Source organism: Acinetobacter sp. AOR01_HL (genome assembly GCF_027855455.1).
GTDB classification, from domain to species: Bacteria; Pseudomonadota; Gammaproteobacteria; order Pseudomonadales; family Moraxellaceae; genus Acinetobacter; species Acinetobacter baumannii.
Genome location: NZ_JAKTIM010000035.1, coordinates 35,863 through 59,037, shown reverse-complemented (window position 1 = coordinate 59,037; position 23,175 = coordinate 35,863). Strand labels below are relative to the sequence as shown.

The window sequence follows — 23,175 nt, the reverse complement described above, 5'->3', positions numbered from 1 at the left end:
TTCGCATGTCAATTTCACCCAGTGATTCTAGAACTTATCATTCACTAAAATGCAAAAGCATCTTGATCGAGCTCCATCACAGATTCAGCTCCTGACTCAATAGAAGCGGCATGGCTCTGTGTACGATGCAAAAGCTTTTGATAGAAAAACTTAGCTGTCGTTAATTTTGCTTTATAAAAATCTTCCTCTTGTGTACCCGATTCTAATTTTTCATGGGCAACTTGTGCCATTCGAGCCCACAAATACGCGAACACAACGTAACTGGAAAAATAAAGATAATCTACTGAAGCGGCTCCTATTTCTTCAGGGTTGTGCTTGGCTTTCTCTGCAATCAATTTGGTCAGTGACAGCCATTGCTGCTTAAGCTCAGCTAATTTTTCTAGATAAGGTTTCAGCACTTCATTGGATTGGTGCTGGCTAATAAACTGATCAATTAAATCAGTCATGTTCTTTAAAAGTTTGCCTTCCGACTTGAGGACTTTACGTGCCAGCAGATCTAGAGACTGAATCTCTGTTGTTCCTTCATACAAGGTTGAGATACGTGCATCACGTACAATTTGCTCCATACCATGCTCAACAATAAAGCCGTGGCCGCCAAATACTTGAACGCCATGCTTTGCAGACTCATTACCCGACTCTGTTAAAAAGGCCTTAGCAATTGGCGTTAAAAAAGCCAGTAATTCGTCGGAGTGTTTTTGCTGTTCCTGATCGTTTGAGCTTTCGACAATATCGACATGCTGAGCCAGAAAATAAGCCAGCGCACGACCACCTTCGGAAAAAGCTTTTTGTGTCATTAACATTGAACGTACAGCGGGATGCACAATAATTGGATCGGCATTTTTGTCAGGATATTTAGGACCGGATAACGAACGCATAGCAAGGCGCTCTTTGGCATAACTTAATGCACCTTGAAATGAAATTTCAGAAGCAGCAAGCCCTTGTACAGCTGTTCCAATACGTGCGGTATTCATGAAGGTAAACATACAATTAAGCCCGCGATTTTCCGGACCAATCAAATAACCTTTGGCGCCATCAAAATTAAGTACACAGGTGGCATTGCCATGAATCCCCATTTTATGTTCAATCGCGCTACAGACGACTTTATTACGGTCCAGCACCTGACCGTCGTCACTCACATTAAATTTAGGCACAATAAATAAAGAAATGCCTTTAGTCCCTATAGGTGCCTGAGGCAAACGGGCTAAAACAATATGAATAATATTTTCAGAAAGATCATGCTCACCCGCCGAGATAAAAATCTTTTCACCTGTAATGGAGTAGCTACCGTCCGGATTTGGTTCTGCTTTCGTTCTAATTAACCCAAGGTCTGAGCCTGCATGGGATTCGGTTAAACACATGGTTCCGGTCCAAGCCCCACTAATGAGTTTAGTCAAAAACTTTTGTTTTTGTTGCTCGGTCCCATGATGCTCAATCGTTCTCATTGCGCCATGTGACAATCCCGGATACATTGCCCAAGCCCAATTAGAACCACATAACATTTCAGAAATCGCAATCCGCAGCAATGTCGGCAAGCCCTGCCCACCATATTCCGGATCGGCGGTTAATGAAGTAAACCCAAGCTCGGCATATTTTTGGTAGGCTTCTTTAAAACCTTTCGGCGTTATGACTACGCCTTGATTTAAATGACAGCCTTCCTGATCGCCATTTTGGTTAATCGGCGCCAATTCATTTTCACAAAAATCTGCTGCTGCCTCTAAGTATTGATCAATTAATTCTCGATTTACGCTTTCCTGATATTTGCTTAAACCTTGATAGTTTTGTTCTGTTTGAAGCATTTCATGCAGTACAAATTGCATATCACGTAATGGAGCTTTGTATAAAGGCATAGTTTTTTCCTTTCACTTCACTGCCTGTGTCATGGGCAGATATCGTTTTTCCTTGAAATGGACTTTTATTGTTTCAATCTCACCAAAATATCAAAAAATTTCTTATAGCAAAATATATTTTCACTAATTTAATAAAATTATCCTAACTTAGCTATAGAGATAAAATATAAATATATGTTTTTAAATACAAATATAAGATAAAAATTAATTAGTCTCGTTTAACCAGAATAAATTCATATTTTGTATTGCAAAATTTTATTCCGTAAAAAATCAATTTATAGTATGGTGATTAGACTGCTTAATCATGCAAGGACGATTTATGGAAAGCCCGAAATACACAGGTCTTGAGTTTTTAACCGCTTTAAAAAATGGTGAAGTTTCTCCATCACCTATGGCTCACACCATACCGATGGAACTCGTTGAAGTTTCCGAAGGTAAAGCAACTTATAAAGTTACTCCTCGCAAAGAACATAGAAATATACAAGGCGGTGTACACGGCGGCTTTTGTGCCACAGCTTTAGATACGGCGACAGGCAGTGCGGCCCATACCCTACTTGAACATGGTGTTGGCTATGGAACCATTGATTTAAATGTAAAAATGATCCGCCCCATGCAGGTTGATACGTCTTACTATGCGACGGCCGAGTTGATCAATGCGGGCCGCAATATTATTAGTACCCAAGGTAAAATCGTAGATGAGAACGGCAAAGTGTATGCTTTTGCTTCGGCAACCTTAATGATTATTCGCAAATAATAAAATATCTAAGCTCCTATTTATGGAGCTTTTTCTTGCTTTGCTATCTTGTTCATTTCATAAAAATCTAAGCGATCAATCAAGAAACTTAACATTGCCATCGCTAAACCTAAGGCTGCACATGCTTCCCATCCCCAATGTTTCCAAGCATACACCGCAATAAAAGAACCTAAGGCGGCTCCGCCAAAATATAAGGTCATATAAATTGAATTAATACGGGAACGTGCCTCGGCCGAAATTCGATAGACCAAATTTTGGTTAAGCACATGAAATGCTGACAAACCGAAGTACGCCATAATCACACCAACAGCGTAGGCAACCAGAGACTGCTGCGCAAAAAATAGGGGTATCCATGCACTCATTAATAATCCCATGCAAATCACTGCAATTTTATTTTCAAGACCTGCTGCAATTTTCTTACCTGCCCAAGGAGTCGCAAATACGCCAGCCAAGCCCACAATTCCAAATAAACCAATTTGGAAATCGTTAAAGTGATAAGGCTCATTCGCCAAAATAAAAGTCATGGTGGTAAAAATAAGAGCCAAAATACCAAAGCCAATCCCCCCTGCCAAACCACGGCGTAGTAAATGAGGCTGGTGAGCTGCTAATGAAAATAATGAACTATAAATCTGTAGAATATTGAGTTGGTGAGACTTACGCGCAACTGGCAACTTCACCCACATTACCCAAGCAAACACCAAAATGACAATTCCACTAATTAAATAAACCGCATGCCAAGACCAGACTGTAGAAAGTAAGCCTGCAATAGAGCGTGCCAATAATATTCCCAAGAACAAACCACTCATGAGAGTGCCTACAACTTGAGGACTTTTTTTCGGGCTGGCTAAACCTGCGGCAAAAGGAACCAAAACTTGAGTCGCAATCGAAAAGAATGTCGCTAAAAAGGTAAAGCCATATAAAGCTGGCAAGGTTTGACTTAAGGATAGCCCTACTTGTGCAAGCCCCGTACAACACATGAGCAAGCAAATATAACTTCGCTTTTCAAAAAAGTCGCCTAAGGGAACCAATATAAAAAGGCCAACTGCGTAGGACAGTTGGCTAATCACAATAGTTAAAGCGACTTGATCGGCATTAACTTTTAATGCTTCAGCAATCGAATAGATTAAGGGCTGGTTATAATAGTTTGAACCCGCACAAATTCCACATGTCATTGCCATGATAAAAATAAAGCTTTTTGACAGTATATTTTCTGCATTGGGCTCAACTATTTTTTCCATTTTTAACTACGCCCTATTTTAAAATTTATACATCGAAACAAAGTTTACACGTGATACATCAGCGGTTCTGCCATCAAACACTTCTCGTTTGCCTTGATGATATTCCATCCCAATATCCATTTGCTCAATTGGTGAATAGAAAACGTTAGCTGCATAGTCAGTTAAACGCTTATTGGCGTCTGGGTTGAGTTTGGCATAAGCCGTGTCGTCATCATAATCAAACATTGAAGCCGATAAGTTTGCACGCCATTGCTCATTAAATTTATATGAATAACCAATATTGATGCTATTCAACTTATTCATAACCAAATCTGTTTTGTCTTCGTTTAAAGAAAAATCACCCGCGGCATTTAAATTTGTTGAATTTGCCAAACCACTTTGGGTGGTATACGGCATAAATTTTTGATCACCAACAATATATTGATAATTTGCCTGCACCGATTGCTGTGGCGTGAGTTGATATTTTAAGCCGCCTCCTGCACCCCAGCTTACTTTCTTCACCGTGGCAGTTGCGACATCTGTAGATTTTTCATTTATAAAGCCTTGAGCAAGTGCTGTTAAAGGACCCTGTTTAAAGGTATAGCGACCCGTTAAAGTTGGAAATGCCGATACTCTCGAACCTGTATATTCCAAAGCTACTTTTAAATCATTATTGGCATCAATTTTCCAGTCATAGCGAATTTGAGGAGTACGCGTATAAGAGGTTCCCACAAATTGGGTGTAATCAACAGCTTCTGTACGGGTTTCCATATTAGACATGAGTGACCATGTTTGACCAAAGGTCCAGTCTTTATAGGTAAAAAATGCGTGACGGATACGGAATTTACCATCCCCCGTTCCCATGTTAGAACTATCAAAGAAATCGGCCTCGATATTCCCTGTAACCGCTTTATTTGGGCTATTAAAATAAACACCTAATCGGCTTGCATTAATCATGGCATCAGAGCGTGCATGGTTTGAACGTTTTTCACTTTCAAAAGGTGTTCGGTACAGGCTGCTGGTCGTTCTACCACCCGAATCAGGCGATGATTTAAAATCGACCGCTGCATCAATACGGGCAATACCGTAAACCTTGACGTTATCCGTCCAAGTGACCCATGAAGGAGCAACTGGCTTTTCTGTTACCGTTGCTTTAGTTTTTTCAATGTTCTCTTCGATCTTAACCTGTTTGACCTGTAAATTATTTTGAGTTTGTTTCTGAGCAGCAAGTTCTGCTTTTAATTTTTGCAGCTCAGTTTCTAGCAAATTAATTCTTTGTTCTGTGGTATCTGAAGAATTTGCAAAAATAGTCCCTGAAGCCGCAGCACAAGCTGCAGCTAAAATTAATTTTTTCATCTTTTAATCCTTAAAGAAGCGTTTTTCCGTGTGTATTTAGGCTACACGTGCATCGATTAATTCACAGTCAGTGACTGCCTGTAATTCATCAAAAGTTAAGCCGTCTACCATTTCCTTGACGTAAGCTTTTTGGTCTTTGAGTTCAATAATGCATAAATCGGTATAAATACGGTTTACACACTGCTCGCCCGTTATTGGATAGCTCAGTTCTTTTACAATTTTGGGCTCACCTTTTTTAGTGACATGCTCCATATAGACATAAATCGTTTTTGCACCGACTGCCAAATCCATAGCACCGCCAACTGCCGGCACATCATCTGCTTTACCAGTATGCCAGTTTGCCAAGTCTCCATTTACCGCAACTTGGAATGCACCGATCACACAAATGTCCAAATGGCCGCCACGCATAATGTCAAATGAGTCGCCATGATGCATAAAGCATCCGCCGTCTAACAAAGTAACAAGTTCTTTTCCGGCATTCACTAAGTCTTGATCTTCCTCACCCGGTTGTGGTGGTGGACCAAAAGCCAAAACCCCATTTTCCGAATGTAAAAAGATTTCTTTGTCTTTTGGCAAAAATTTAGCAACGTTGGTGGGTAAGCCAATGCCTAAATTGACATAAGAACCTTCCGGAATGTCATTGGCAATGAGTTTAGCAATATCTTCACGAGAACGCTTTTGAACTGACATTAGATATCTCCTACTTTTACAACGTGCTGAACAAAAATTCCTGGTGTAATAATGCACTCAGGGTCAAGCGTTCCTAGCTCTACGGTGTCATTCACTTGAACAATCGTGGTCTTGGCAGCTTTTGCCATAATTGGGCCAAAATTACGGGCTGCTTTGCGGTAAGTTAAATTGCCCCAGCGATCGGCTTTATCGGCATAAATCAGTGCAAAATCAGCTTCAAGTGGGTATTCAAGCACATAGTTTTTACCGTTAATGGTTCGGGTCTCTTTACCCTCGGCAACTTTAGTGCCATAACCAGTCGGAGTAAAAATAGCCCCGAGACCAGCACCTGCGGCCTGAATACGACAAGCCAAATTACCTTGTGGAACCAGTTCTAACTCAATTTTTCCCGCTCTATATAAGTCTTGAAAAACGGTTGATCCAGCAGATTTCGGAAAAGAACAAATCATTTTTTTAACACAGCCAGCAATAATCAGATTTGTTAAACCACGATCACCAGAGGCCGCATTGTTATTTACAATGGTGAGTTCTTTTTTTCCTAAATCGATTAAGGCTTCAATTAATTCAGCAGGTTGCCCCGTCACACCAAACCCGCCTGTCATGATGGTTGCCCCATCAGGAATAGCTTTTAAAATCGGTTCAATGTCACTGGTGATTTTATTTATCATCTCACTTGTCCCTTTTCATCCTTAATTTAAGGTGACAGATTGATCTGTCACTCTGCCTTTTGCGGGTTAAATAATCGGTCTTTAATAAATAACAATGGAATTACACCGCAGATAAAATAAGCTGCAGCCATCACCAAGAGCCCTAAACCAATAGAACCGTTTTGCGATAGATAACCAATTGTTAATGGAGAGAAAATTGAAAGTACTTTGCCAATGTTATAAGCACCGCCCACTGCCGAGCCTCGAATAGAAGTCGGGAAGCTTTCTGTCATATAGGTGGCATTAATTGCGTAAGGCATACCGTAAAGGAAACCGAAAAACAGCATCATCCATAAAATGTTGGTTGGTGTATTTAAGTAAACAATCACTGGAATAAATAAGGCTGTACCAATGGTTCCGAAAGCAAATACAGCGCGGCGTCCTAATTTGTCGGCAACGATCCCTGCAATTACTTTGGCAAACATCATAATTAGGAATGTACCAACCATATACATCGCCATTTCTTTAAACTTGATGCCAAGGTCAGACTCTAAATAAGCAGGTAACCAGTTACTTACCCCGTAATAACCAAATTGCAAGGCACCAGTACTAATAATCCAAAGAATAAACATGGTTCCATGTTTTTTATCTCTTAAAATCTCAAGATATGGATTTTGACGTTTTTTAGGTTGGTTACTTTGAGCGACTTCTAGCGCTTTTAGTTGACGGGCTTTTTTCCATGACTCAGGTTCAGGTACACAAAAGTGCATCAAAACTGACAAAACCACAGGCGTAATTGCAATCCAGTATAGGAAACGCCAGCCATGTTCAGGAATAATATGTCCAGCTAATAAGGTCGCGAGTAAAGAACCTAAGGTGTACCCCGTCATGAGAGTAGCTAAAACAGTCGAGCGATGTTTGGTTGGCACCATCTCAGACATTAAGATATTACAGGCAATATAAAGTGCACCTAAGCCCATGGCGCCTATTGTTCTTAAAACTGCAAATTGCATATAAGAATGTGTAAAGCCTAGCGCACAGGTTAATATCGAAGAAAAAGCAATAAAGAAAACAATAATGCGGACCCGACCAAAACGGTCGCAAGCCCAACCACCAATAAGACCACCCACGGCCGAACCAAATAGTGTCAAGCTTCCTAATGTTCCGGCTTGCACACCAGTTAAATGAAACTCTGCTTTAAGACTAGTGAGGCTTAATGCCAAAAAACCTAAGTCGGCCCCGTCACATAAAAGTGTAAAAAAAGCGAATATAAAAGCTGTAATCCAAATCTTTTTTGGTGTTTGAATAGCTTCAGTGCTACTCATATTCTCTGTAACAGTCTTTGTTGTCATGTCCATATCCTCAGAAGGAACATGAGGCATCCCATGCCTCATGGCATTTGATTTTTTATTGGGCTGTAGCTTCCCTAATCATGTTTTTGGCAATAATAAGTTGTTGAACTTGCGTGGTTCCTTCATATAAACGGAACAAACGCACATCTCGATAAAAACGCTCAATCGCATATTCACTGATATAGCCCGCACCACCATGAATCTGTACACAGCGGTCAGCAACACGTCCGCACATTTCGGTCGCAAACATTTTTGCGCAAGATGCTTCCGTGCTAATGTTTTCGCCATTGTCACGGCGGCGAGCTGCATCTAGGACCATACATTTAGCTGCATAAATCTCGGCTTTTGAGTCGGCAAGCATGGCTTGAATAAGCTGGAAGTTTGCAATAGGTTGACCAAACTGCTTACGCTCAATCGCATAGTGCAATGCGTCGTTTAACATGCGTTCGGCAACACCCACGCTATAGGCACCAATATGCAAACGCCCTTTATCAAGCACTTTCATGGCCGTTTTAAAACCGACACCTTCTACCCCACCAATCAGTGCAGAAGCAGGTACACGGCAATTTTCAAAAATCACATCACAGGTGTGTGAGCCCTTTTGCCCCATTTTTTGGTCAATTTTGCCCAACGTAATGCCCGGCGTATTCGCCTCAACTAAAAAAGCTGAAATGCCATCCGACCCTTTAATTTCAGGATTCGTTCGAGCCATTACGGTAAAAGTTGCAGCATGGGGTGCATTGGTAATAAAACGTTTGGTGCCGTTTAATACATAAAAATCACCGTCTTTTACTGCACTGGTTTTTAAAGAGGCAGCATCAGAACCAGATTCAGGCTCGGTTAAACAAAATGAACCAATAATTTCGCCACTTGCGTAACGTGGTAAATATTTCTGCTTTTGCTCTTCTGTACCATCAATCAAAATTGCACTTGAGCCAATCCCGTTATTGGTACCAATTAAAGAACGAAAAGCTGGTGAAGTTTGTCCAAGTTCAAATGCAACTCTGACTTCTTCTTCCATAGTGATGCCTAAGCCACCATATTCTTCGGGAATTGTAAGACCGAACAAACCAAGCTCACGCATTTGCTGCACAATGTCATCTGGAATTTTGTCTTTCTCTACCACTTCGTTTTCACGAGGGATCAATTCATTTTTTACAAAATCTCGAATTGTTGAAAGTAACTGCTCCAACATCCCTTCATCACGGATCATCTGTGATCTCCCTTTTTATGTATTTCCATCGTACCCATCAGCCATCTCCAGCTAATCTGGATACCATGTTTTAAATCTTGTTTACTGCGGATGTGTTTCATAGTACGAGAACAAAAATACAAATTTCAAGCTTTTTTGAAAATTAATTTCGTTTAACGAAATTTAAAATTAGACCAATACGTAATATCAATAAGTTAGATCTTTTAAAAGATAACAACTACGCTCTTAAAAGAAATAAGACTTGAAATAAATTCCAAAATAAGCATCATAAAAGGAATATAGTTTTGATATGCGAAACAAGGAATTCAAAAATGAGTGTGTCAACAGGGAATAATTTCGTAGAAGTCGACTTTTCTATTCAAAAAATAGCGGTTGTTAAAATTAACCGCCCAGAAGCAAAAAATGCTTTAAACGGTGAAGTTCGCAAACAACTCGCACAAGCTTTTACCGAGTTAAGTTTTAACGATGAGATCAATGCGGTTGTGCTCACAGGCGGTGAAGAAGTCTTTGCCGCAGGTGCAGATCTAAAAGAAATGGCAACCGCAACTTCCACAGAAATGTTATTGCGTCATACAGAACGTTATTGGAATGCGATTGCCCAGTGCCCTAAACCCGTGATTGCTGCCGTAAATGGTTATGCATTAGGGGGTGGCTGCGAACTTGCAATGCACGCTGACATTATTATTGCAGGTAAAGGCGCAACATTTGGCCAGCCGGAAATTAAAGTTGGTTTAATGCCTGGTGCTGGCGGTACACAACGTTTATTCCGTGCTGTGGGTAAATTCCATGCCATGCGCATGATTATGACAGGCGCCATGGTTAAAGCCGAAGAAGCTTATTTGATTGGTCTTGTTTCACAAGTCACAGAAGATGACCAAACCATTTCAACTGCAATTCAAATGGCACAAAGCCTAGCCAAAATGCCGCCGATAGCCCTGCAACAAATTAAAGAAGTTGCGCTTATGAGCGAAGATGTTCCATTAAATGCAGGCTTAACTCTAGAACGAAAAGCATTCCAGTTGTTGTTTTCTACGGAAGATAAAAATGAAGGCGTTCAAGCTTTTATCGAAAAGCGTAAGCCGTCGTATCAAGGTAAATAATTTAAAACCATAATAACAAAGGAATGAAAATGGCCAGAAAAGTATTGATTAGTGCAGGTGGTTCAGGGATTGGACGATGCATTGCTGAAGTTTTTTTAAACAATCAGGATGAAGTTTTTGTTTGCGATATTAATGCTAAAAGCCTAGAACAATTTCAACAAGATTATCCAAATTTGCATATCTACACATGTGATTTAGCTGATCATGAACAAATTAAACTGATGTTTAGCCAAGCAATTCAGAAACTTGGCGGTATTGATATTTTAGTCAATAACACAGGCATCTCCGGCCCAACCGTTGCAGCAGATGAGCTAAGTTTTGAAGATTGGAACACGGTGATTAATTTAAACCTGAATAGCACTTTTTTAATTACCCAGTTAGCCATTCCCTATTTAAAGCAAGCACAGGCAGGCGTGATTATAAATATGTCATCTATTGCCGGACGCTTAGGCTATCCATATCGATTGGCCTATTCCACTTCAAAATGGGGACTGATTGGTTTTACCAAAACACTTTCTATGGAACTTGGTGCAGATAATATTCGAGTTAACGCTATTCTTCCGGGTGCAGTCGATGGTGATCGGGTTCAACGCGTATTACAGGCCCGTGCCGATGTAGCGCAGACCTCACTTGAAGAAGTGACTCAAAATGCACTGAAAAATCAGTCGCTCAAATATTTTGTCAATCCAAAGCATATTGCAGATTTATGCCTATTTTTAGCGTCAGACAGTGGTCGCTCAATTTCAGGACAAATCTTACCAATTGATGGTGATAAACAATCCTTAAGCTAAATCACCCAACCCTATTTTTCCGTTTAATTTCAAATTTAGACTAATCATCAGGATGATCGACATGACTTATGATATTAAAAGCATGGCTGTGATTGGTGTAGGTGTTATGGGCAGTGGTATTGCTCAAATTGCTGCACAGTCAGGTCATACCACTTATTTATATGATGCCAAAGAAGGCGCCGCAGAACAGGCTAAAGAAAAACTGGCTGCTACATTTCAAAAGTTAGTCGACAAAAATAAAATTACATCTGAGCAAGCAGCAGCGGCAAACAACCATTTAATTGTTGCTCATCAAATTGAAGATTTAAAAAATTGCGACCTGATTGTAGAAGCAATTGTTGAACGTCTCGATATCAAACAAAGCTTGATGCAGCAGCTTGAAGATATTGTTTCGGATAATACTATTTTAGCCTCAAACACCTCTTCTCTTTCTATTACAGCCATTGCTGCAAATTGCAAAAAGCCTGAGCGTGTTGTGGGTTATCACTTTTTTAACCCCGTTCCACTCATGAAAGTGGTCGAAGTCATTCGTGGTTTAAAAACAGACCCACTTATTATTGATGCTTTAAACGATCTGTCTCGTGCATTTGGTCATCGCCCTGTTGTAGCGAAGGACACCCCTGGATTTATTATTAATCACGCGGGCCGAGCTTATGGCACCGAAGCGCTCAAAATCTTAAATGAGAATGTCTGTGATATCAGTGAAATTGATCGAATTTTACGTGACGGCGTAGGATTTAGAATGGGTCCTTTTGAATTACTCGATTTAACAGGCCTTGATGTTTCGCATCCAGTTATGGAGTCGATTTATCATCAGTACTATGAAGAAGCCCGCTACAAACCAAACCCGCTCACCAAACAAATGCTAGATGCTAAACAACTTGGACGTAAAGTTAATCAGGGTTTTTATAACTATGAAACTGGTTCAAAAACAGGTGAACAACCTGCGAAGTTTGTAGAGCGTTTAGCAAAATATCCAAAAGTTTGGATCGCTGCCGATTTCTTAGACGATAAAAAACAGCTCGAAGATTATTTAACTCAGCAAAATATTACCCTAGACACCAATTCTGAACCACAAACAGATAGCTTATGTTTACTTGCTTGTTACGGTGAAGATACCACTCAAGCGGCTACTCGCCTTGGGGTTAATCCAGAACATGCTGTTGCTATAGACATGCTTTATGGCATTGCAAAGCACCGTACCTTAATGCCTTCACTTGTTACCAAACCTGAATATCGTCAAGCAGCTCACTCTATTTTCAATCTAGATGGAAATGTGGTGAGCATGATTGCTGAAAGTATTGGCTTTGTTGCGCAACGCGTTTTAGCAATGGTCATTAATTTAGGCTGCGATATTGCCCAGCAAAATATTGCCACTGTAGATGATATTAATGCCGCGGTACGTCTTGGCTTAGGCTATCCATTTGGCCCAATTGAATGGGGCGATCAAGTCGGTAGCGAAAAAATCTTACTCATTCTAAACCGTATAACAGCACTTACGCATGACCCACGTTACCGCCCTAGTCCATGGTTACAGCGTCGAGTCGCACTCCACTTACCTCTTACTTTTACTCATGAGTCTTGAAAAGGAATTTCTCAATGTTAAATGCATATATTTATGATGGTTTACGTAGTCCATTTGGCCGTCATGCAGGTGAACTTGCCTCAATTCGTCCTGATGATTTGGCCGCAACTGTCATTCAAAAACTACTAGAAAAAACTGGTGTACCGGGCGCTGATATTGAAGATGTGATTTTAGGCGACACTAACCAAGCGGGTGAAGATAGTCGTAATGTGGCACGAAATGCATTATTACTTGCTGGTTTACCTGTTACTGTACCGGGCCAGACAGTAAACCGCCTATGTGCGAGTGGTTTAGGTGCGGTAATTGATTCAGCACGTGCTATTACTTGTGGTGAAGGCGAACTGTATATTGCCGGTGGTGTAGAAAGTATGTCACGTGCTCCCTTCGTGATGGGTAAAGCGGAAAGTGCTTATAGCCGTGATGCAAAAATTTATGACACCACCATTGGCTCTCGCTTTCCAAATAAAAAAATTATTGCGCAGTACGGCGGACATTCAATGCCTGAAACAGGCGATAACGTTGCGGCCGAGTTTGGGATTAGCCGCGAGCAAGCAGACTTATTTGCAGCCCAATCACAAGCCAAATATCAAAAAGCCAAAAAAGAAGGTTTCTTTGCCGATGAAATTACACCAATTGAGGTTTTCCAAGGCAAAAAATTGCCCCCTAAACTCGTTTCTGAAGATGAACACCCTCGCCCAAGCTCAACTGTTGAAGCGCTTACAAAGTTAAAACCACTCTTTGAAGGTGGCGTGGTTACAGCTGGTAATGCGTCAGGTATTAATGATGGTGCAGCAGCACTTTTGATTGGTTCAGAAGCTGCGGGTCAAAAATATGGTCTAAAACCAATGGCAAAAATCTTATCCGCTGCAGCAGCTGGTATCGAGCCACGCATTATGGGTGCAGGTCCGATCGAAGCCATTAAAAAAGCAGTTGCGCGTGCTGGCCTTACTTTAGATGATATGGATATTATTGAAATTAATGAAGCCTTTGCTTCACAGGTTTTATCTTGTTTAAAAGGTTTAAATGTTGATTTTAATGACCCACGTGTGAACCCGAACGGTGGTGCGATTGCTGTTGGTCATCCACTTGGTGCTTCAGGCGCTCGTCTTGCGTTAACAGTAGCGCGCGAGTTAATTCGCCGTAAGAAGAAATATGCCGTGGTGAGCCTATGTATTGGTGTAGGTCAAGGTCTTGCGATGGTGATTGAAAACGTTTCATAACCATTGAACCCGATATCCATTCATCACAACAGCGCAGTGATGAATGGATTTATTTTGCAGAGCGAAATATAATGGCAAAACTATTGCTTTAATTATATTTGAGGATCGAATGTCTCAAAACACGGAAACTGAAAAACCAATAAATTTTGATGAGATACGTTTAGATCCTATTTCGCATATACATCGGGAAAATAACCCGCAATTTATTGCTTCTTTAGCGCGCGGTTTAGAACTTTTAAGATGCTTTTCTGCAAATAATCAGGTGCTTGGCAACCAAGAATTAGCAAAAATGACAGGTTTACCTAAACCGACCATTGCACGTATTACCAATACCCTTGTGTCGTTAGGCTATTTAAAACAATTGCCTAACTCGACCAAATATACATTAGATATTGGTGTCTTATCTTTAGGATATGCAGCATTATCTAACATCTCGATTCGCAATATTGCTCATCAATATATGGAAGAGATGAGCCAGTATGTTCAAGCGCCTGTAGCGATGGCAACGCGTGATCGCTTAAATATGGTGTATATCGATGTTGTGCAAATTGAAACTGCATTAAATATGCGCCGTCCAATTGGTTCGACTTTACCACTGCATAGCAGTTCAATGGGCCGAGCATGCTTAGCTGCGACCCCTGAACGTGAACGCAACTTTCTACTTGATGCACTAAAACAAAAGAACCCCGAAAACTGGCCAGCCATAAAACGCTCTTTAGAACGAGCTTTCCGTGATTATCAAGATTATGGATATTGTTTGTCGTTAGGTGAGTGGCATAAAGAAGTGAACTCGGTGGCTGTACCTTTGGTTAGTTCTAAACACGGTCTTTATGTTTTTAACTGTGGTGCGCCAAGTTTTCATTTAAATCCGGAAAAACTTGAAGGTGAAATTGGACCACGTTTAATCCACATGGTGCACAATATTCAAGATGCTTTGAATGAAACGCACTAACAATCTTGCTTAAAACAGTCATGGTTGTGTTGATTAAAGTTCCACTTTCATTATGACTATAGGCATGATGAAAAACGCACTCTATACCCCAACCATTATTTTAATGGCAATTGCCGCAGGCATTTGTACAGGTGGAAATTATTTTAGTCAGCCACTTATTCATTCAATTAGTGTAAGTCTAAATTTAACTGAAACAACTACAGCATGGGTGCCCACTCTAGCCCAAATCACCTATGCCTGTGGCTTACTCTTTTTAATGCCATTAGGGGACATACTAGAAAAGCGTAAGCTGCTATTTATCTTTATGTTATTGGCTTCAAGTGGATTAATTATTAGCGGTTTTTCGCACAATATTTATCTTTTACTGCTTGGCACTATCATTACTGGTCTATTTTCTAGTGCAGCCCAACTGTTGTTACCGCTTGCTGCAAGTCTGGTTCCAATTCAACAAAGCGGCCGTGTCGTTGGCTTCCTACTGAGCGGGCTCATGATGGGAGTTTTACTCGCCCGCTCCCTTTCTGGACTGATGTCTACACTTTTTGCATGGAATATTATTTATCTGGTCAGTGGTTTTCTGTTACTTGTGATTGCCTTTATTTTGCATCGTAATATCGGGTTATTTCCACCGACTAAATCTGAAAACTATGCGAAAACCATTCGCTCTCTTCCACAGATTTTTATTCAAAGTCGACGATTAAGAACCAGAACTTATATTGGTGGTTTTACATTTGCTTGTGTGAGTTTAACCTTTACCACCATGTCGTTGCTTCTAGCTCCAGCGCCCTATTTTTTTAGCGACTTTTCCATTGGCCTTTTCAGTTTTGTTGGGGTATTAGGGACGTTCGTTGCCAATTTCTCAGGTAAATTTATTGACCAAGGCTATATCCATAAAATTTCAATTTATTGCGGCGTTGGCCTTATATTAAGTTGGGTTCTGTTTTCACTTTTACCCTACCATTTTGCTTTTTATATTATTGCCTTACTTATTCTCTACGCTTCTCTTTCTGCTGTACATGTCACCAACCAAAGTATTGTATTTAAACTTAATCAAGAACTACGTTCGCGGTTTAACGCGATTTATATGACAGGTTACTTTGCTGGAGGCGCTTTAGGCACAACGGCGGGAAGTTATGCTTGGAAACACTTCGGATGGACGGGCGTCTGTATTTTAGGCTTAATTTTTGCCGTTTTATGTCTTTATTATTGTGTGAGTGATGCAAAAAATCAGCACAATTAAAACTTGTGCTGATCTTATATAAAGTAGGCAATAGTTCGTTATAGAACCCCTAATAACCGACCACGAATAATATCTTCTGCCTCTTTGACAATCCGGCTGACCAGCTCATCGCATGTCGGAATATCATGAATCAAGCTTGCGACTAACCCACATGACCATGCACCTGCATTTACATCGCCATCAATCATGACTTTTGGATAAACCCCAGCAACTTCTTCAATAATATCTTCAAACTTAATGTTATCGCCGAGTGCTTTTTCTTTTGCCACGATTTTTTCTACGGCCGCATTATTCATGACACGTTCAGTATTTCGCAAAGCACGCATAATTAAACGCGTATCTCGTTCGGTTGCATTTAAAATCGCCTGCTTCACATTTTCATGTACGGGAGCTTCCTGAGTCGCAATAAAACGCGTGCCCATATTAATTCCATCGGCTCCCATCGCTAAAGCAGCCACGAGTGAGCGCCCATCTGCCATTCCACCTGAGGCAACAAACGGAATCTCTAATGCATCGGCTGCTAAAGGTAATAAAATCATATTTGGCACGTCATCCTCACCAGGGTGACCACCGCACTCAAAACCATCTACAGAAACTGCATCGCACCCAATTTGCTGAGCTTTTAAGCTATGTCGAACCGAAGTACATTTGTGAATTACTTTAATACCAGCAGCCTTTAAATATGGCATCACCTGTTCAGGATTACGCCCTGCTGTTTCTACAATCTTTACGCCACCTTTAATAATTGCCTCTACAAAACCCGGATAATCAGGAGTATTTACTGTAGGCAAAAAGGTTAAATTTACCCCAAAAGGCTTATCGGTCATTTCTCGGCAACGTGCAATTTCTTTTGCCAGATTTTCAGGTGTACGCTGAGTCAGGCCAGTGATAATACCTAACCCGCCCGCGTTCGAAACCGCAGCCGCAAGCTCTGCAAAACCAACATAATGCATACCGCCTTGAATAATTGGATGCTCAATTTCAAATAATTCTGTAATTTTGGTCTTCATATTCTTTCCACTCACTGTTCTATAGCCAGCCTCTTATTTCCTTAGCAGGGCTAGATGCTTATTTACGCATAAATCCTATCAACATTTAAAGTAATTTAAGTTAAAAATTTCACAATACAAAATTTTATACCACAATATAAAACAAAATAATTGATAACGGAATTATTTTTCGATAGCATCAGTTTAAATTTTAGACGGAAAATTATTTAAAGGAATGAACGATGCAGCAGAACAACAAAACCCAAAGCGAGCTTAAAACAGGCACAATTCATAAGTATTTTGATAGAAATATACTAACGCTCACCATGAGTAATGCCACTAAAAAGAATGCAATTAATTATGAAATGTATGCAGCTTTAAGTCAGGCATTAGATCAAGCTGCAACCAATCAAGACATTCATGTGGTTGTGCTTACTGGTGAAGACTCCGCATTTACCAGCGGCAATGATGTAAACGCATTTGAAAAACTAGATACCACCAGTTCCGAACCACCCGCTTCGATTGTTTTCTTAAAAAGCTTAGCAACGTTTCCAAAACCGATTATTGCTAAAGTAAATGGTGTGGCAATTGGCATTGGCAGCACTATGCTTCTACATTGCGACCTTGTGTATGCAAGCCAAAACTCTATTTTTCAGTTCCCCTTTGTAAATTTGGGGCTTGTACCTGAAGCGGGTTCAAGTTACATCTTGCCAAGATTATTGGGCTTTGCTCGAGCTTCGGAAATTATTTTACTCGGTGAAAAGTTTTCGGCGGAACAAGCAAAAAATTATGGTCTGGTAAATGAAATATTTGAAGCCAATGAGCTGGATCAAGTGGTTGAAGATGTGGCAATTAAACTTGCTCACAAACCAAGCCAAGCCTTACAGCTCAGTAAAAAGTTATTAAGAGATATGCCAATTGATGATCTACTCAATCGTATTGATCATGAGTCGACTATTTTCTCGCGTTGTTTACAAGGTTCCGAGTTTAAAGAAGCATTAAATGCTTTCAAAGAAAAACGGAAACCGAACTTTCACAGCCAAACAGCCTAAAACTCACCCACTAAAAAGCCAGCATTGAAGATCAAAGCTGGCTTTTATAAATAAATCAAATAGGTTTAGCTAATCTCGGTACGAATATTATTCACCATATGTAAAAGACGCGGTGCAATATCTTCTTCGAGTTTTTCACGATTCATAATGAAACTTGGGCCACCACAGTTGAACACCAGCAAACCATGTTGTTCATGAGTGAGTGGAACAGCAACAGAATTGACATCTTTATGCCATTCGCCAATTGAAAAACAATAACCAAAATCTTGGTAATCTTTAAAGGCTTTGTCTAAATCACGGTTAATTTTGATCCAGTCTTCTTTGTGCTTGTTACGAATCGCATTAAGCAAGAACTCTCTTTCATCTTCTGGCATGGCAGCTAAACATGCACGTCCCATCGAACTTAAATGAATCGGTAAATACGTTCCGACTTGACGGCGCATGGTCATATTGCCTTTGCCTTGCACCACGTCAAGATAAATCATATTGAGTCGATCACGTGTTGCCATGGCTACAGCAGCGCCAGCATAGTCTGCCAAATTTTTCATATATGGATGAGCAATAGAGCGAATCGATACGTTAGACAGCATCGAATAACCAAACGCAAGAACTCCAACTGAAAGCTGAAATTTGCTTGAGTTAGGTACTTGTTTGATATAACCCAAACGCGACAAGGTATGTGTGAGGCGAGTAATGGTTGGTTTTGGCAAACCTGTCATCTGAGCAAGCTCTTGATTGCCCAAATGCTGATGTTTAGGCGTAAAACAACGTAATAGCTCTAAACCACGTGCTAATGCAGTAATAAATTGGCGATCATTTTCATCCTGCATGTCTTCAATCGGATGTAATAATTCATGCCTTAAAGGCGCTAATAATTTTTCTGTCTGTTCTGCATCAACTGCATCATTCATTGTCATACCAATCCATATTTTGTTTCGCACTGCGAAAATTATAATCTATTTTTTCTATAAATAGCAAAAGAGCAAACGTCCAAGTCTGCATTTATAAAATAACTTCATTTAACTTATTAAAGCGAAAGATTAAATATTTTATTTTCTGATTTTAAATATAATTTTAACCTTCCGCTTTTAAGCCACCTACCCAATTACACCTTTTTCTTTGAGCTCAGCCAGTTTTTCTGAAGAAACCACTCTTCCCAAAACTGCCTGCGTATGTTCACCCAACAATGGAGGAGCTGTTTTGTATTCAACAGGTGTTCTCGAAAGTTTGATTGGTGACCCAATTACCTTCAGTTTCTCACGTTGAGGGTGATTCATCTCGACCAGCATTTCTCTGGCAATCACTTGTGGCTCTTCAAAAGCTTGTTCCAAGTTATTAATCACACCAACGGGAACTTTAGCAGCATAGATTGCATCTACCCATTCATCTGCTGTTTTTGTTAAAAAGTGAGTTTGTAAAATTCCGATAATTTCATCACGATGCTTAATGCGGTCTGCATTTCGGGCAAAACGCGGATCATTTGGTAAATCGGGTAAACCAATACTACGACAGAGTTGAATAAACTGAGTGTCATTTCCACATGCAATAATAAAATCACGGTCAGAAGCTTTGAACACTTGATAAGGGACAATATTGGCGTGTGCATTGCCATAACGTTTAGGGATATTACCCGATGAAAGATAGTTCATTCCCTGATTTGCCATTGTGGCAATTTGAACATCAAGCAAAGCCATATCAATGTATTGGCCTAAACCCGTCACATGACGGTTGAGTAAAGCAGCCTGTATGGCAATCGTAGAGTAAAGACCAGTGGCTAAATCGGAAAATGCGACCCCTACTTTTTGTGGTCCACCACCAGGCAAATCATCACGCTCACCTGTGACCGACATGAGCCCGCCCATACCCTGAATAATAAAGTCGTAACCGGGTTCCTCTGCTCTTGGACCAGTTTGACCAAAGCCTGTAATTGAGCAATACACCAGTTTAGGATTAATCGCAGATAAAGACTCGTAGTCTAAACCGTATTTTTTTAAAGACCCTGCTTTGTAGTTTTCAATCACGACATCGGTGTCTTGAATGAGGGCTTTAATCAATTCTTGACCATCAGGACTGGCAATATCGATGGCAACCGATAATTTATTACGGTTGGTAGACTGATAATATGCAGCTTCTTGAGTGTCTTTGCCTGAGTCATCTTTCATCCAAGGTGGTCCCCAAGAACGGGTATCGTCACCAACTTTCGGTCGTTCAATCTTGATTACTTCTGCGCCTAAATCGGCAAGAATCTGCCCACACCAAGGTCCAGCCAATACCCGACTTAAGTCAAGCACCCGAATTCCATTTAAAGCACCCATCTTCATCCCACTATATTTTGTGACTTATTTCCTATAAGAAAACTTATCTATTTAAAATTTCGCATAGCGATATATATTTTTAATATACACAGCTCTTTTTAAAAATCAAACTTTAATTTTCCACTAAAAATAATGATTTTTTATAAGAAAATATAGCTTAAATAAATCAATAAATTAGCCAAACATAAATCAAAAACAAAGTATCGCATTGCGAAATTAATTTTCAAAATATATTGTTTTGCATTCATCCTTTGATTACTATCGCTTCAAATATTGGTGATTTTACGAACATCACATTGATGTTTTCTGCATGTAGTAAAAGGACGAGACTATGATTCGAGATCAGGAAACCTTAAATCAACTTGTTGATATGATTCGACAATTTGTCGAAGGTGTATTAATTCCTCATGAGAATGAAGTCGCTGAATCGGATGAAATTCCTCAAGATATCGTTGAGCAAATGAAAGCTCTCGGTTTATTTGGTTTAACCATTCCTGAAGAATACGAAGGTCTTGGCCTAACGATGGAAGAAGAAGTCTATGTCGCTTTTGAATTAGGTCGTACCTCTCCTGCTTTTCGCTCTCTCATTGGAACCAATAATGGCATTGGCTCAAGTGGCCTGATTATTGATGGGACCGAAGCACAAAAATCATTTTTCTTGCCACGTTTAGCACGTGGTGAAGTGATCAGCTCTTTTTGCTTAACCGAACCGGATGCAGGTTCTGATGCGGCATCTTTAAAAACCAGTGCAGTAAAAGATGGCGATTTTTATGTGTTAAACGGCACTAAACGCTTTATTACCAATGCACCTCATGCTGGTGTATTTACAGTCATGGCACGCACAAACTTTGACATTAAAGGTGCTGGCGGCATTTCTGCCTTTATTGTTGATAGCCAAACTCCGGGCATTTCTCTTGGCAAACGCGATAAAAAAATGGGACAAAAAGGTGCCCATACCTGTGACGTTATTTTTGAAAATTGCCGCATCCCTGCTTCGGCACTCATTGGTGGTGTTGAAGGTGTTGGTTTTAAAACTGCTATGAAAGTGCTGGATAAAGGCCGTTTGCATATTGCTGCCTTGAGTGTCGGCGCAGCAACACGAATGCTAGACGATTCTTTAAATTACGCCATCGAACGCAAGCAATTTGGACAACCGATTGCCGAATTCCAACTCATTCAAGCCATGCTTGCTGACTCGAAAGCCGAGATTTATGCCGCTAAATGTATGGTCTTAGACGCTGCACGCCTACGCGATGCAGGGCAAAACGTTAGCACGGAAGCCTCTTGCGCAAAAATGTTTGCAACCGAAATGTGTGGCCGCGTTGCTGATCGCTGCGTACAAATTCACGGCGGTGCGGGCTATATCAGTGAATATGCCATTGAACGTTTTTATCGAGATGTTCGTTTGTTCCGTCTTTATGAAGGGACCACTCAAATTCAACAAGTGATTATTGCCCGAAACATGATTCGCGCTGCGTCTTAATCAAATTTTAAGCACTTTAAAACGACTTGAAGTGCTTTCAATCAAATGTAGGTAATGGATTATGGCTACAAATTACAAAGAAGGTCTTTCTCGTATACAGCCTCATACGTGGAAAATAGCATTTATTTTTGCATTTCTAGCACTATTGGTAGATGGTGCAGATTTGATGCTGCTGTCTTATAGCTTAAATAGTATTAAGGCAGATTTTGGATTAAGTTCAGTACAAGCAGGTATGCTTGGCAGTTTTACATTGGCAGGTATGGCTGTTGGTGGAATTTTTGGGGGATGGGCATGCGATAAATTTGGTCGCGTGCGCATTGTGGTTATTTCTATTTTAACTTTCTCGCTCCTCACCTGTGGCTTAGGTTTCACCCAAAGCTTTCTTCAGTTTGGTATTTTAAGATTTTTTGCATCACTGGGTTTGGGTTCACTCTATATCGCCTGTAATACCCTCATGGCCGAGTATGTCCCAACCCGTTATCGCACCACAGTACTTGGAACCTTACAAGCTGGCTGGACCGTCGGCTATATTGTTGCGACCTTGCTTGCAGGCTGGATTATTCCCGATCATGGCTGGCGCATGTTGTTTTATGTTGCGATTATTCCTGTTGTTATTGCTGTCCTCATGCACATTCTTGTACCAGAACCAGAAGCATGGCAAAAGTCTCGACTACAACAACCTGTTGTGGCTCAGAATGCTCAAAAAACCTCGGCATTTAAGCTTATTTTCCAAGATAAACGAAACCGTAATATGTTTATCTTATGGGCTTTAACAGCTGGCTTCTTACAGTTTGGCTACTATGGCGTAAATAACTGGATGCCGTCATATCTAGAAAGTGAACTCGGTATGAAGTTTAAGGAAATGACCGCCTATATGGTAGGTACATATACCGCTATGATTTTAGGTAAAGTTCTTGCGGGCATGATGGCCGATAAATTAGGACGTCGTTTTACTTATGCCTTTGGTGCAATCGGCACTGCTATTTTCTTACCTCTGATTGTCTTTTATAACTCGCCAAGCAACATTCTATATTTACTGGTGACCTTTGGTTTCCTCTACGGCATCCCGTATGGCGTAAATGCAACCTACATGACCGAAAGCTTTGCGACAGCCATTCGCGGTACAGCCATTGGTGGTGCTTATAACGTCGGACGTTTAGGCGCTGCATTAGCCCCTGCAACGATTGGTTTCTTAGCCTCTGGCGGCTCAATTGGGTTAGGCTTTGTCGTCATGGGCGCTGCCTACCTCATTTGTGGTGTGATACCAGCCCTATTCATTAAAGAAAAAATATACGACCCTCAAAAGTCGTAAAAGATCCATCACAAAAAATCCTATAGGTCCTATGCCTATAGAATTGATGGTCTAACGATCTAA

The 23,175-nt window shown here is 40.5% G+C and carries 20 protein-coding genes; 10 read left to right on the top strand and 10 right to left on the bottom strand.

All coding sequences use genetic code 11. The features are described from left to right. Window positions 1-44 precede the first annotated feature (44 nt). Window positions 45-1,847, bottom strand: a complete 1,803-nt coding sequence (locus MKL62_RS10520) for an acyl-CoA dehydrogenase C-terminal domain-containing protein (RefSeq protein ID WP_005128916.1) — start codon at window positions 1,845-1,847, stop codon at window positions 45-47. 304 nt (window positions 1,848-2,151) lie between these two features. Here MKL62_RS10520 and MKL62_RS10515 point away from each other — a divergent pair, with 304 nt between their 5' ends. Beyond that, window positions 2,152-2,601, top strand: a complete 450-nt coding sequence (locus tag MKL62_RS10515) for a PaaI family thioesterase (protein WP_001984007.1) — start codon at window positions 2,152-2,154, stop codon at window positions 2,599-2,601. A gap of 20 nt (window positions 2,602-2,621) precedes the next feature. Here the strand turns inward: MKL62_RS10515 and MKL62_RS10510 are convergent, their stop codons facing one another. From MKL62_RS10510 to MKL62_RS10485, 6 genes are read right to left on the bottom strand one after another with little or no spacing between them, the layout of a single operon-like run. Further along, on the bottom strand, window positions 2,622-3,839 hold the full coding sequence (locus tag MKL62_RS10510; protein ID WP_005128919.1) for an MFS transporter: 1,218 nt from the start codon (window positions 3,837-3,839) through the stop codon (window positions 2,622-2,624). An 18-nt stretch (window positions 3,840-3,857) separates the two neighbouring features. Continuing rightward, on the bottom strand, window positions 3,858-5,174 hold the full coding sequence (gene dcaP, locus MKL62_RS10505) for an outer membrane trimeric porin-like protein DcaP (RefSeq protein ID WP_000733486.1): 1,317 nt from the start codon (window positions 5,172-5,174) through the stop codon (window positions 3,858-3,860). A 36-nt stretch (window positions 5,175-5,210) separates the two neighbouring features. Next, window positions 5,211-5,864, bottom strand: a complete 654-nt coding sequence (locus MKL62_RS10500; protein ID WP_000116039.1) for a 3-oxoacid CoA-transferase subunit B — start codon at window positions 5,862-5,864, stop codon at window positions 5,211-5,213. Further along, window positions 5,864-6,532 (bottom strand): 3-oxoacid CoA-transferase subunit A, encoded by a 669-nt coding sequence (locus MKL62_RS10495; RefSeq protein ID WP_000608703.1) that lies wholly within the window; start codon window positions 6,530-6,532, stop codon window positions 5,864-5,866. The genes MKL62_RS10500 and MKL62_RS10495 overlap by 1 nt, the downstream gene beginning before the upstream one ends. Before the next feature lie 47 nt (window positions 6,533-6,579). Next, window positions 6,580-7,863 carry an MFS transporter gene (locus MKL62_RS10490; protein WP_002011956.1) on the bottom strand — a complete coding sequence of 428 codons (1,284 nt, stop codon included), beginning with the start codon at window positions 7,861-7,863 and terminating at the stop codon, window positions 6,580-6,582. A gap of 55 nt (window positions 7,864-7,918) precedes the next feature. Next, window positions 7,919-9,076, bottom strand: coding sequence for an acyl-CoA dehydrogenase family protein (locus MKL62_RS10485; RefSeq protein WP_005128921.1), 1,158 nt, complete (start codon window positions 9,074-9,076; stop codon window positions 7,919-7,921). Between the two features lie 311 nt (window positions 9,077-9,387). Between MKL62_RS10485 and MKL62_RS10480 the strand changes: the two genes are divergently transcribed. The 6 genes from MKL62_RS10480 (at window position 9,388) to MKL62_RS10455 (ending at window position 15,961) form a co-directional block, all read left to right on the top strand. Continuing rightward, the gene (locus MKL62_RS10480) at window positions 9,388-10,176 is read left to right on the top strand and encodes an enoyl-CoA hydratase (RefSeq protein WP_000116914.1); all 789 of its coding nucleotides are present in this window, start codon (window positions 9,388-9,390) and stop codon (window positions 10,174-10,176) included. A gap of 29 nt (window positions 10,177-10,205) precedes the next feature. Then, window positions 10,206-10,967 carry an SDR family oxidoreductase gene (locus MKL62_RS10475; protein WP_033523719.1) on the top strand — a complete coding sequence of 254 codons (762 nt, stop codon included), beginning with the start codon at window positions 10,206-10,208 and terminating at the stop codon, window positions 10,965-10,967. Window positions 10,968-11,028: 61 nt separating this feature from the next. Then, a complete protein-coding gene (locus MKL62_RS10470) occupies window positions 11,029-12,552 on the top strand; it encodes a 3-hydroxyacyl-CoA dehydrogenase (RefSeq protein WP_005128924.1) in 1,524 nt (507 codons plus the stop codon). 14 nt (window positions 12,553-12,566) lie between these two features. Next, a complete protein-coding gene (locus tag MKL62_RS10465; protein WP_000930809.1) occupies window positions 12,567-13,772 on the top strand; it encodes a 3-oxoadipyl-CoA thiolase in 1,206 nt (401 codons plus the stop codon). Between the two features lie 109 nt (window positions 13,773-13,881). Further along, a complete protein-coding gene (locus MKL62_RS10460; RefSeq protein WP_000081482.1) occupies window positions 13,882-14,724 on the top strand; it encodes an IclR family transcriptional regulator in 843 nt (280 codons plus the stop codon). A gap of 64 nt (window positions 14,725-14,788) precedes the next feature. Beyond that, on the top strand, window positions 14,789-15,961 hold the full coding sequence (locus MKL62_RS10455; RefSeq protein ID WP_123090728.1) for an MFS transporter: 1,173 nt from the start codon (window positions 14,789-14,791) through the stop codon (window positions 15,959-15,961). 38 nt (window positions 15,962-15,999) lie between these two features. Here MKL62_RS10455 and MKL62_RS10450 read toward each other — a convergent pair whose 3' ends face one another. Further along, window positions 16,000-16,971 (bottom strand): NAD(P)H-dependent flavin oxidoreductase, encoded by a 972-nt coding sequence (locus tag MKL62_RS10450; protein WP_005128927.1) that lies wholly within the window; start codon window positions 16,969-16,971, stop codon window positions 16,000-16,002. Window positions 16,972-17,192: 221 nt separating this feature from the next. Here MKL62_RS10450 and MKL62_RS10445 point away from each other — a divergent pair, with 221 nt between their 5' ends. Then, window positions 17,193-18,002: an enoyl-CoA hydratase gene (locus MKL62_RS10445; protein WP_005128928.1), complete on the top strand. Its 810-nt coding sequence runs from the start codon at window positions 17,193-17,195 to the stop codon at window positions 18,000-18,002. Between the two features lie 65 nt (window positions 18,003-18,067). On the opposite strand, the gene MKL62_RS10440 is transcribed toward MKL62_RS10445, so the two are convergent. After that, window positions 18,068-18,913 (bottom strand): IclR family transcriptional regulator, encoded by an 846-nt coding sequence (locus MKL62_RS10440; protein WP_025470063.1) that lies wholly within the window; start codon window positions 18,911-18,913, stop codon window positions 18,068-18,070. Between the two features lie 186 nt (window positions 18,914-19,099). Further along, window positions 19,100-20,317: a CaiB/BaiF CoA transferase family protein gene (locus MKL62_RS10435; protein WP_005128931.1), complete on the bottom strand. Its 1,218-nt coding sequence runs from the start codon at window positions 20,315-20,317 to the stop codon at window positions 19,100-19,102. Between the two features lie 331 nt (window positions 20,318-20,648). Between MKL62_RS10435 and MKL62_RS10430 the strand changes: the two genes are divergently transcribed. Further along, window positions 20,649-21,800, top strand: coding sequence for an acyl-CoA dehydrogenase family protein (locus tag MKL62_RS10430; protein WP_005128932.1), 1,152 nt, complete (start codon window positions 20,649-20,651; stop codon window positions 21,798-21,800). A 61-nt stretch (window positions 21,801-21,861) separates the two neighbouring features. Then, a complete protein-coding gene (locus MKL62_RS10425) occupies window positions 21,862-23,112 on the top strand; it encodes an MFS transporter (protein WP_005128933.1) in 1,251 nt (416 codons plus the stop codon). The last annotated feature ends 63 nt before the right edge of the window (window positions 23,113-23,175 follow it).

Excerpts from the sequence above, each read along its gene's own strand:
- MKL62_RS10440 (WP_025470063.1), bottom strand. The coding sequence starts at position 18,913 with ATGAATGATGCAGTTGATGCAGAACAGACAGAAAAATTATTAGCGCCT.
- MKL62_RS10475 (WP_033523719.1), top strand. The coding sequence starts at position 10,206 with ATGGCCAGAAAAGTATTGATTAGTGCAGGTGGTTCAGGGATTGGACGA.
- MKL62_RS10515 (WP_001984007.1), top strand. The coding sequence starts at position 2,152 with ATGCAAGGACGATTTATGGAAAGCCCGAAATACACAGGTCTTGAGTTT.
- MKL62_RS10445 (WP_005128928.1), top strand. The coding sequence starts at position 17,193 with ATGCAGCAGAACAACAAAACCCAAAGCGAGCTTAAAACAGGCACAATT.
- MKL62_RS10485 (WP_005128921.1), bottom strand. The coding sequence starts at position 9,076 with ATGATCCGTGATGAAGGGATGTTGGAGCAGTTACTTTCAACAATTCGA.
- MKL62_RS10455 (WP_123090728.1), top strand. The coding sequence starts at position 14,789 with ATGATGAAAAACGCACTCTATACCCCAACCATTATTTTAATGGCAATT.
- MKL62_RS10460 (WP_000081482.1), top strand. The coding sequence starts at position 13,882 with ATGTCTCAAAACACGGAAACTGAAAAACCAATAAATTTTGATGAGATA.
- MKL62_RS10495 (WP_000608703.1), bottom strand. The coding sequence starts at position 6,532 with ATGATAAATAAAATCACCAGTGACATTGAACCGATTTTAAAAGCTATT.
- MKL62_RS10520 (WP_005128916.1), bottom strand. The coding sequence starts at position 1,847 with ATGCCTTTATACAAAGCTCCATTACGTGATATGCAATTTGTACTGCAT.
- MKL62_RS10430 (WP_005128932.1), top strand. The coding sequence starts at position 20,649 with ATGATTCGAGATCAGGAAACCTTAAATCAACTTGTTGATATGATTCGA.
- MKL62_RS10435 (WP_005128931.1), bottom strand. The coding sequence starts at position 20,317 with ATGGGTGCTTTAAATGGAATTCGGGTGCTTGACTTAAGTCGGGTATTG.
- MKL62_RS10490 (WP_002011956.1), bottom strand. The coding sequence starts at position 7,863 with ATGACAACAAAGACTGTTACAGAGAATATGAGTAGCACTGAAGCTATT.
- MKL62_RS10470 (WP_005128924.1), top strand. The coding sequence starts at position 11,029 with ATGACTTATGATATTAAAAGCATGGCTGTGATTGGTGTAGGTGTTATG.
- MKL62_RS10450 (WP_005128927.1), bottom strand. The coding sequence starts at position 16,971 with ATGAAGACCAAAATTACAGAATTATTTGAAATTGAGCATCCAATTATT.
- MKL62_RS10510 (WP_005128919.1), bottom strand. The coding sequence starts at position 3,839 with ATGGAAAAAATAGTTGAGCCCAATGCAGAAAATATACTGTCAAAAAGC.
- MKL62_RS10480 (WP_000116914.1), top strand. The coding sequence starts at position 9,388 with ATGAGTGTGTCAACAGGGAATAATTTCGTAGAAGTCGACTTTTCTATT.
- MKL62_RS10465 (WP_000930809.1), top strand. The coding sequence starts at position 12,567 with ATGTTAAATGCATATATTTATGATGGTTTACGTAGTCCATTTGGCCGT.
- MKL62_RS10425 (WP_005128933.1), top strand. The coding sequence starts at position 21,862 with ATGGCTACAAATTACAAAGAAGGTCTTTCTCGTATACAGCCTCATACG.
- MKL62_RS10500 (WP_000116039.1), bottom strand. The coding sequence starts at position 5,864 with ATGTCAGTTCAAAAGCGTTCTCGTGAAGATATTGCTAAACTCATTGCC.
- dcaP (WP_000733486.1), bottom strand. The coding sequence starts at position 5,174 with ATGAAAAAATTAATTTTAGCTGCAGCTTGTGCTGCGGCTTCAGGGACT.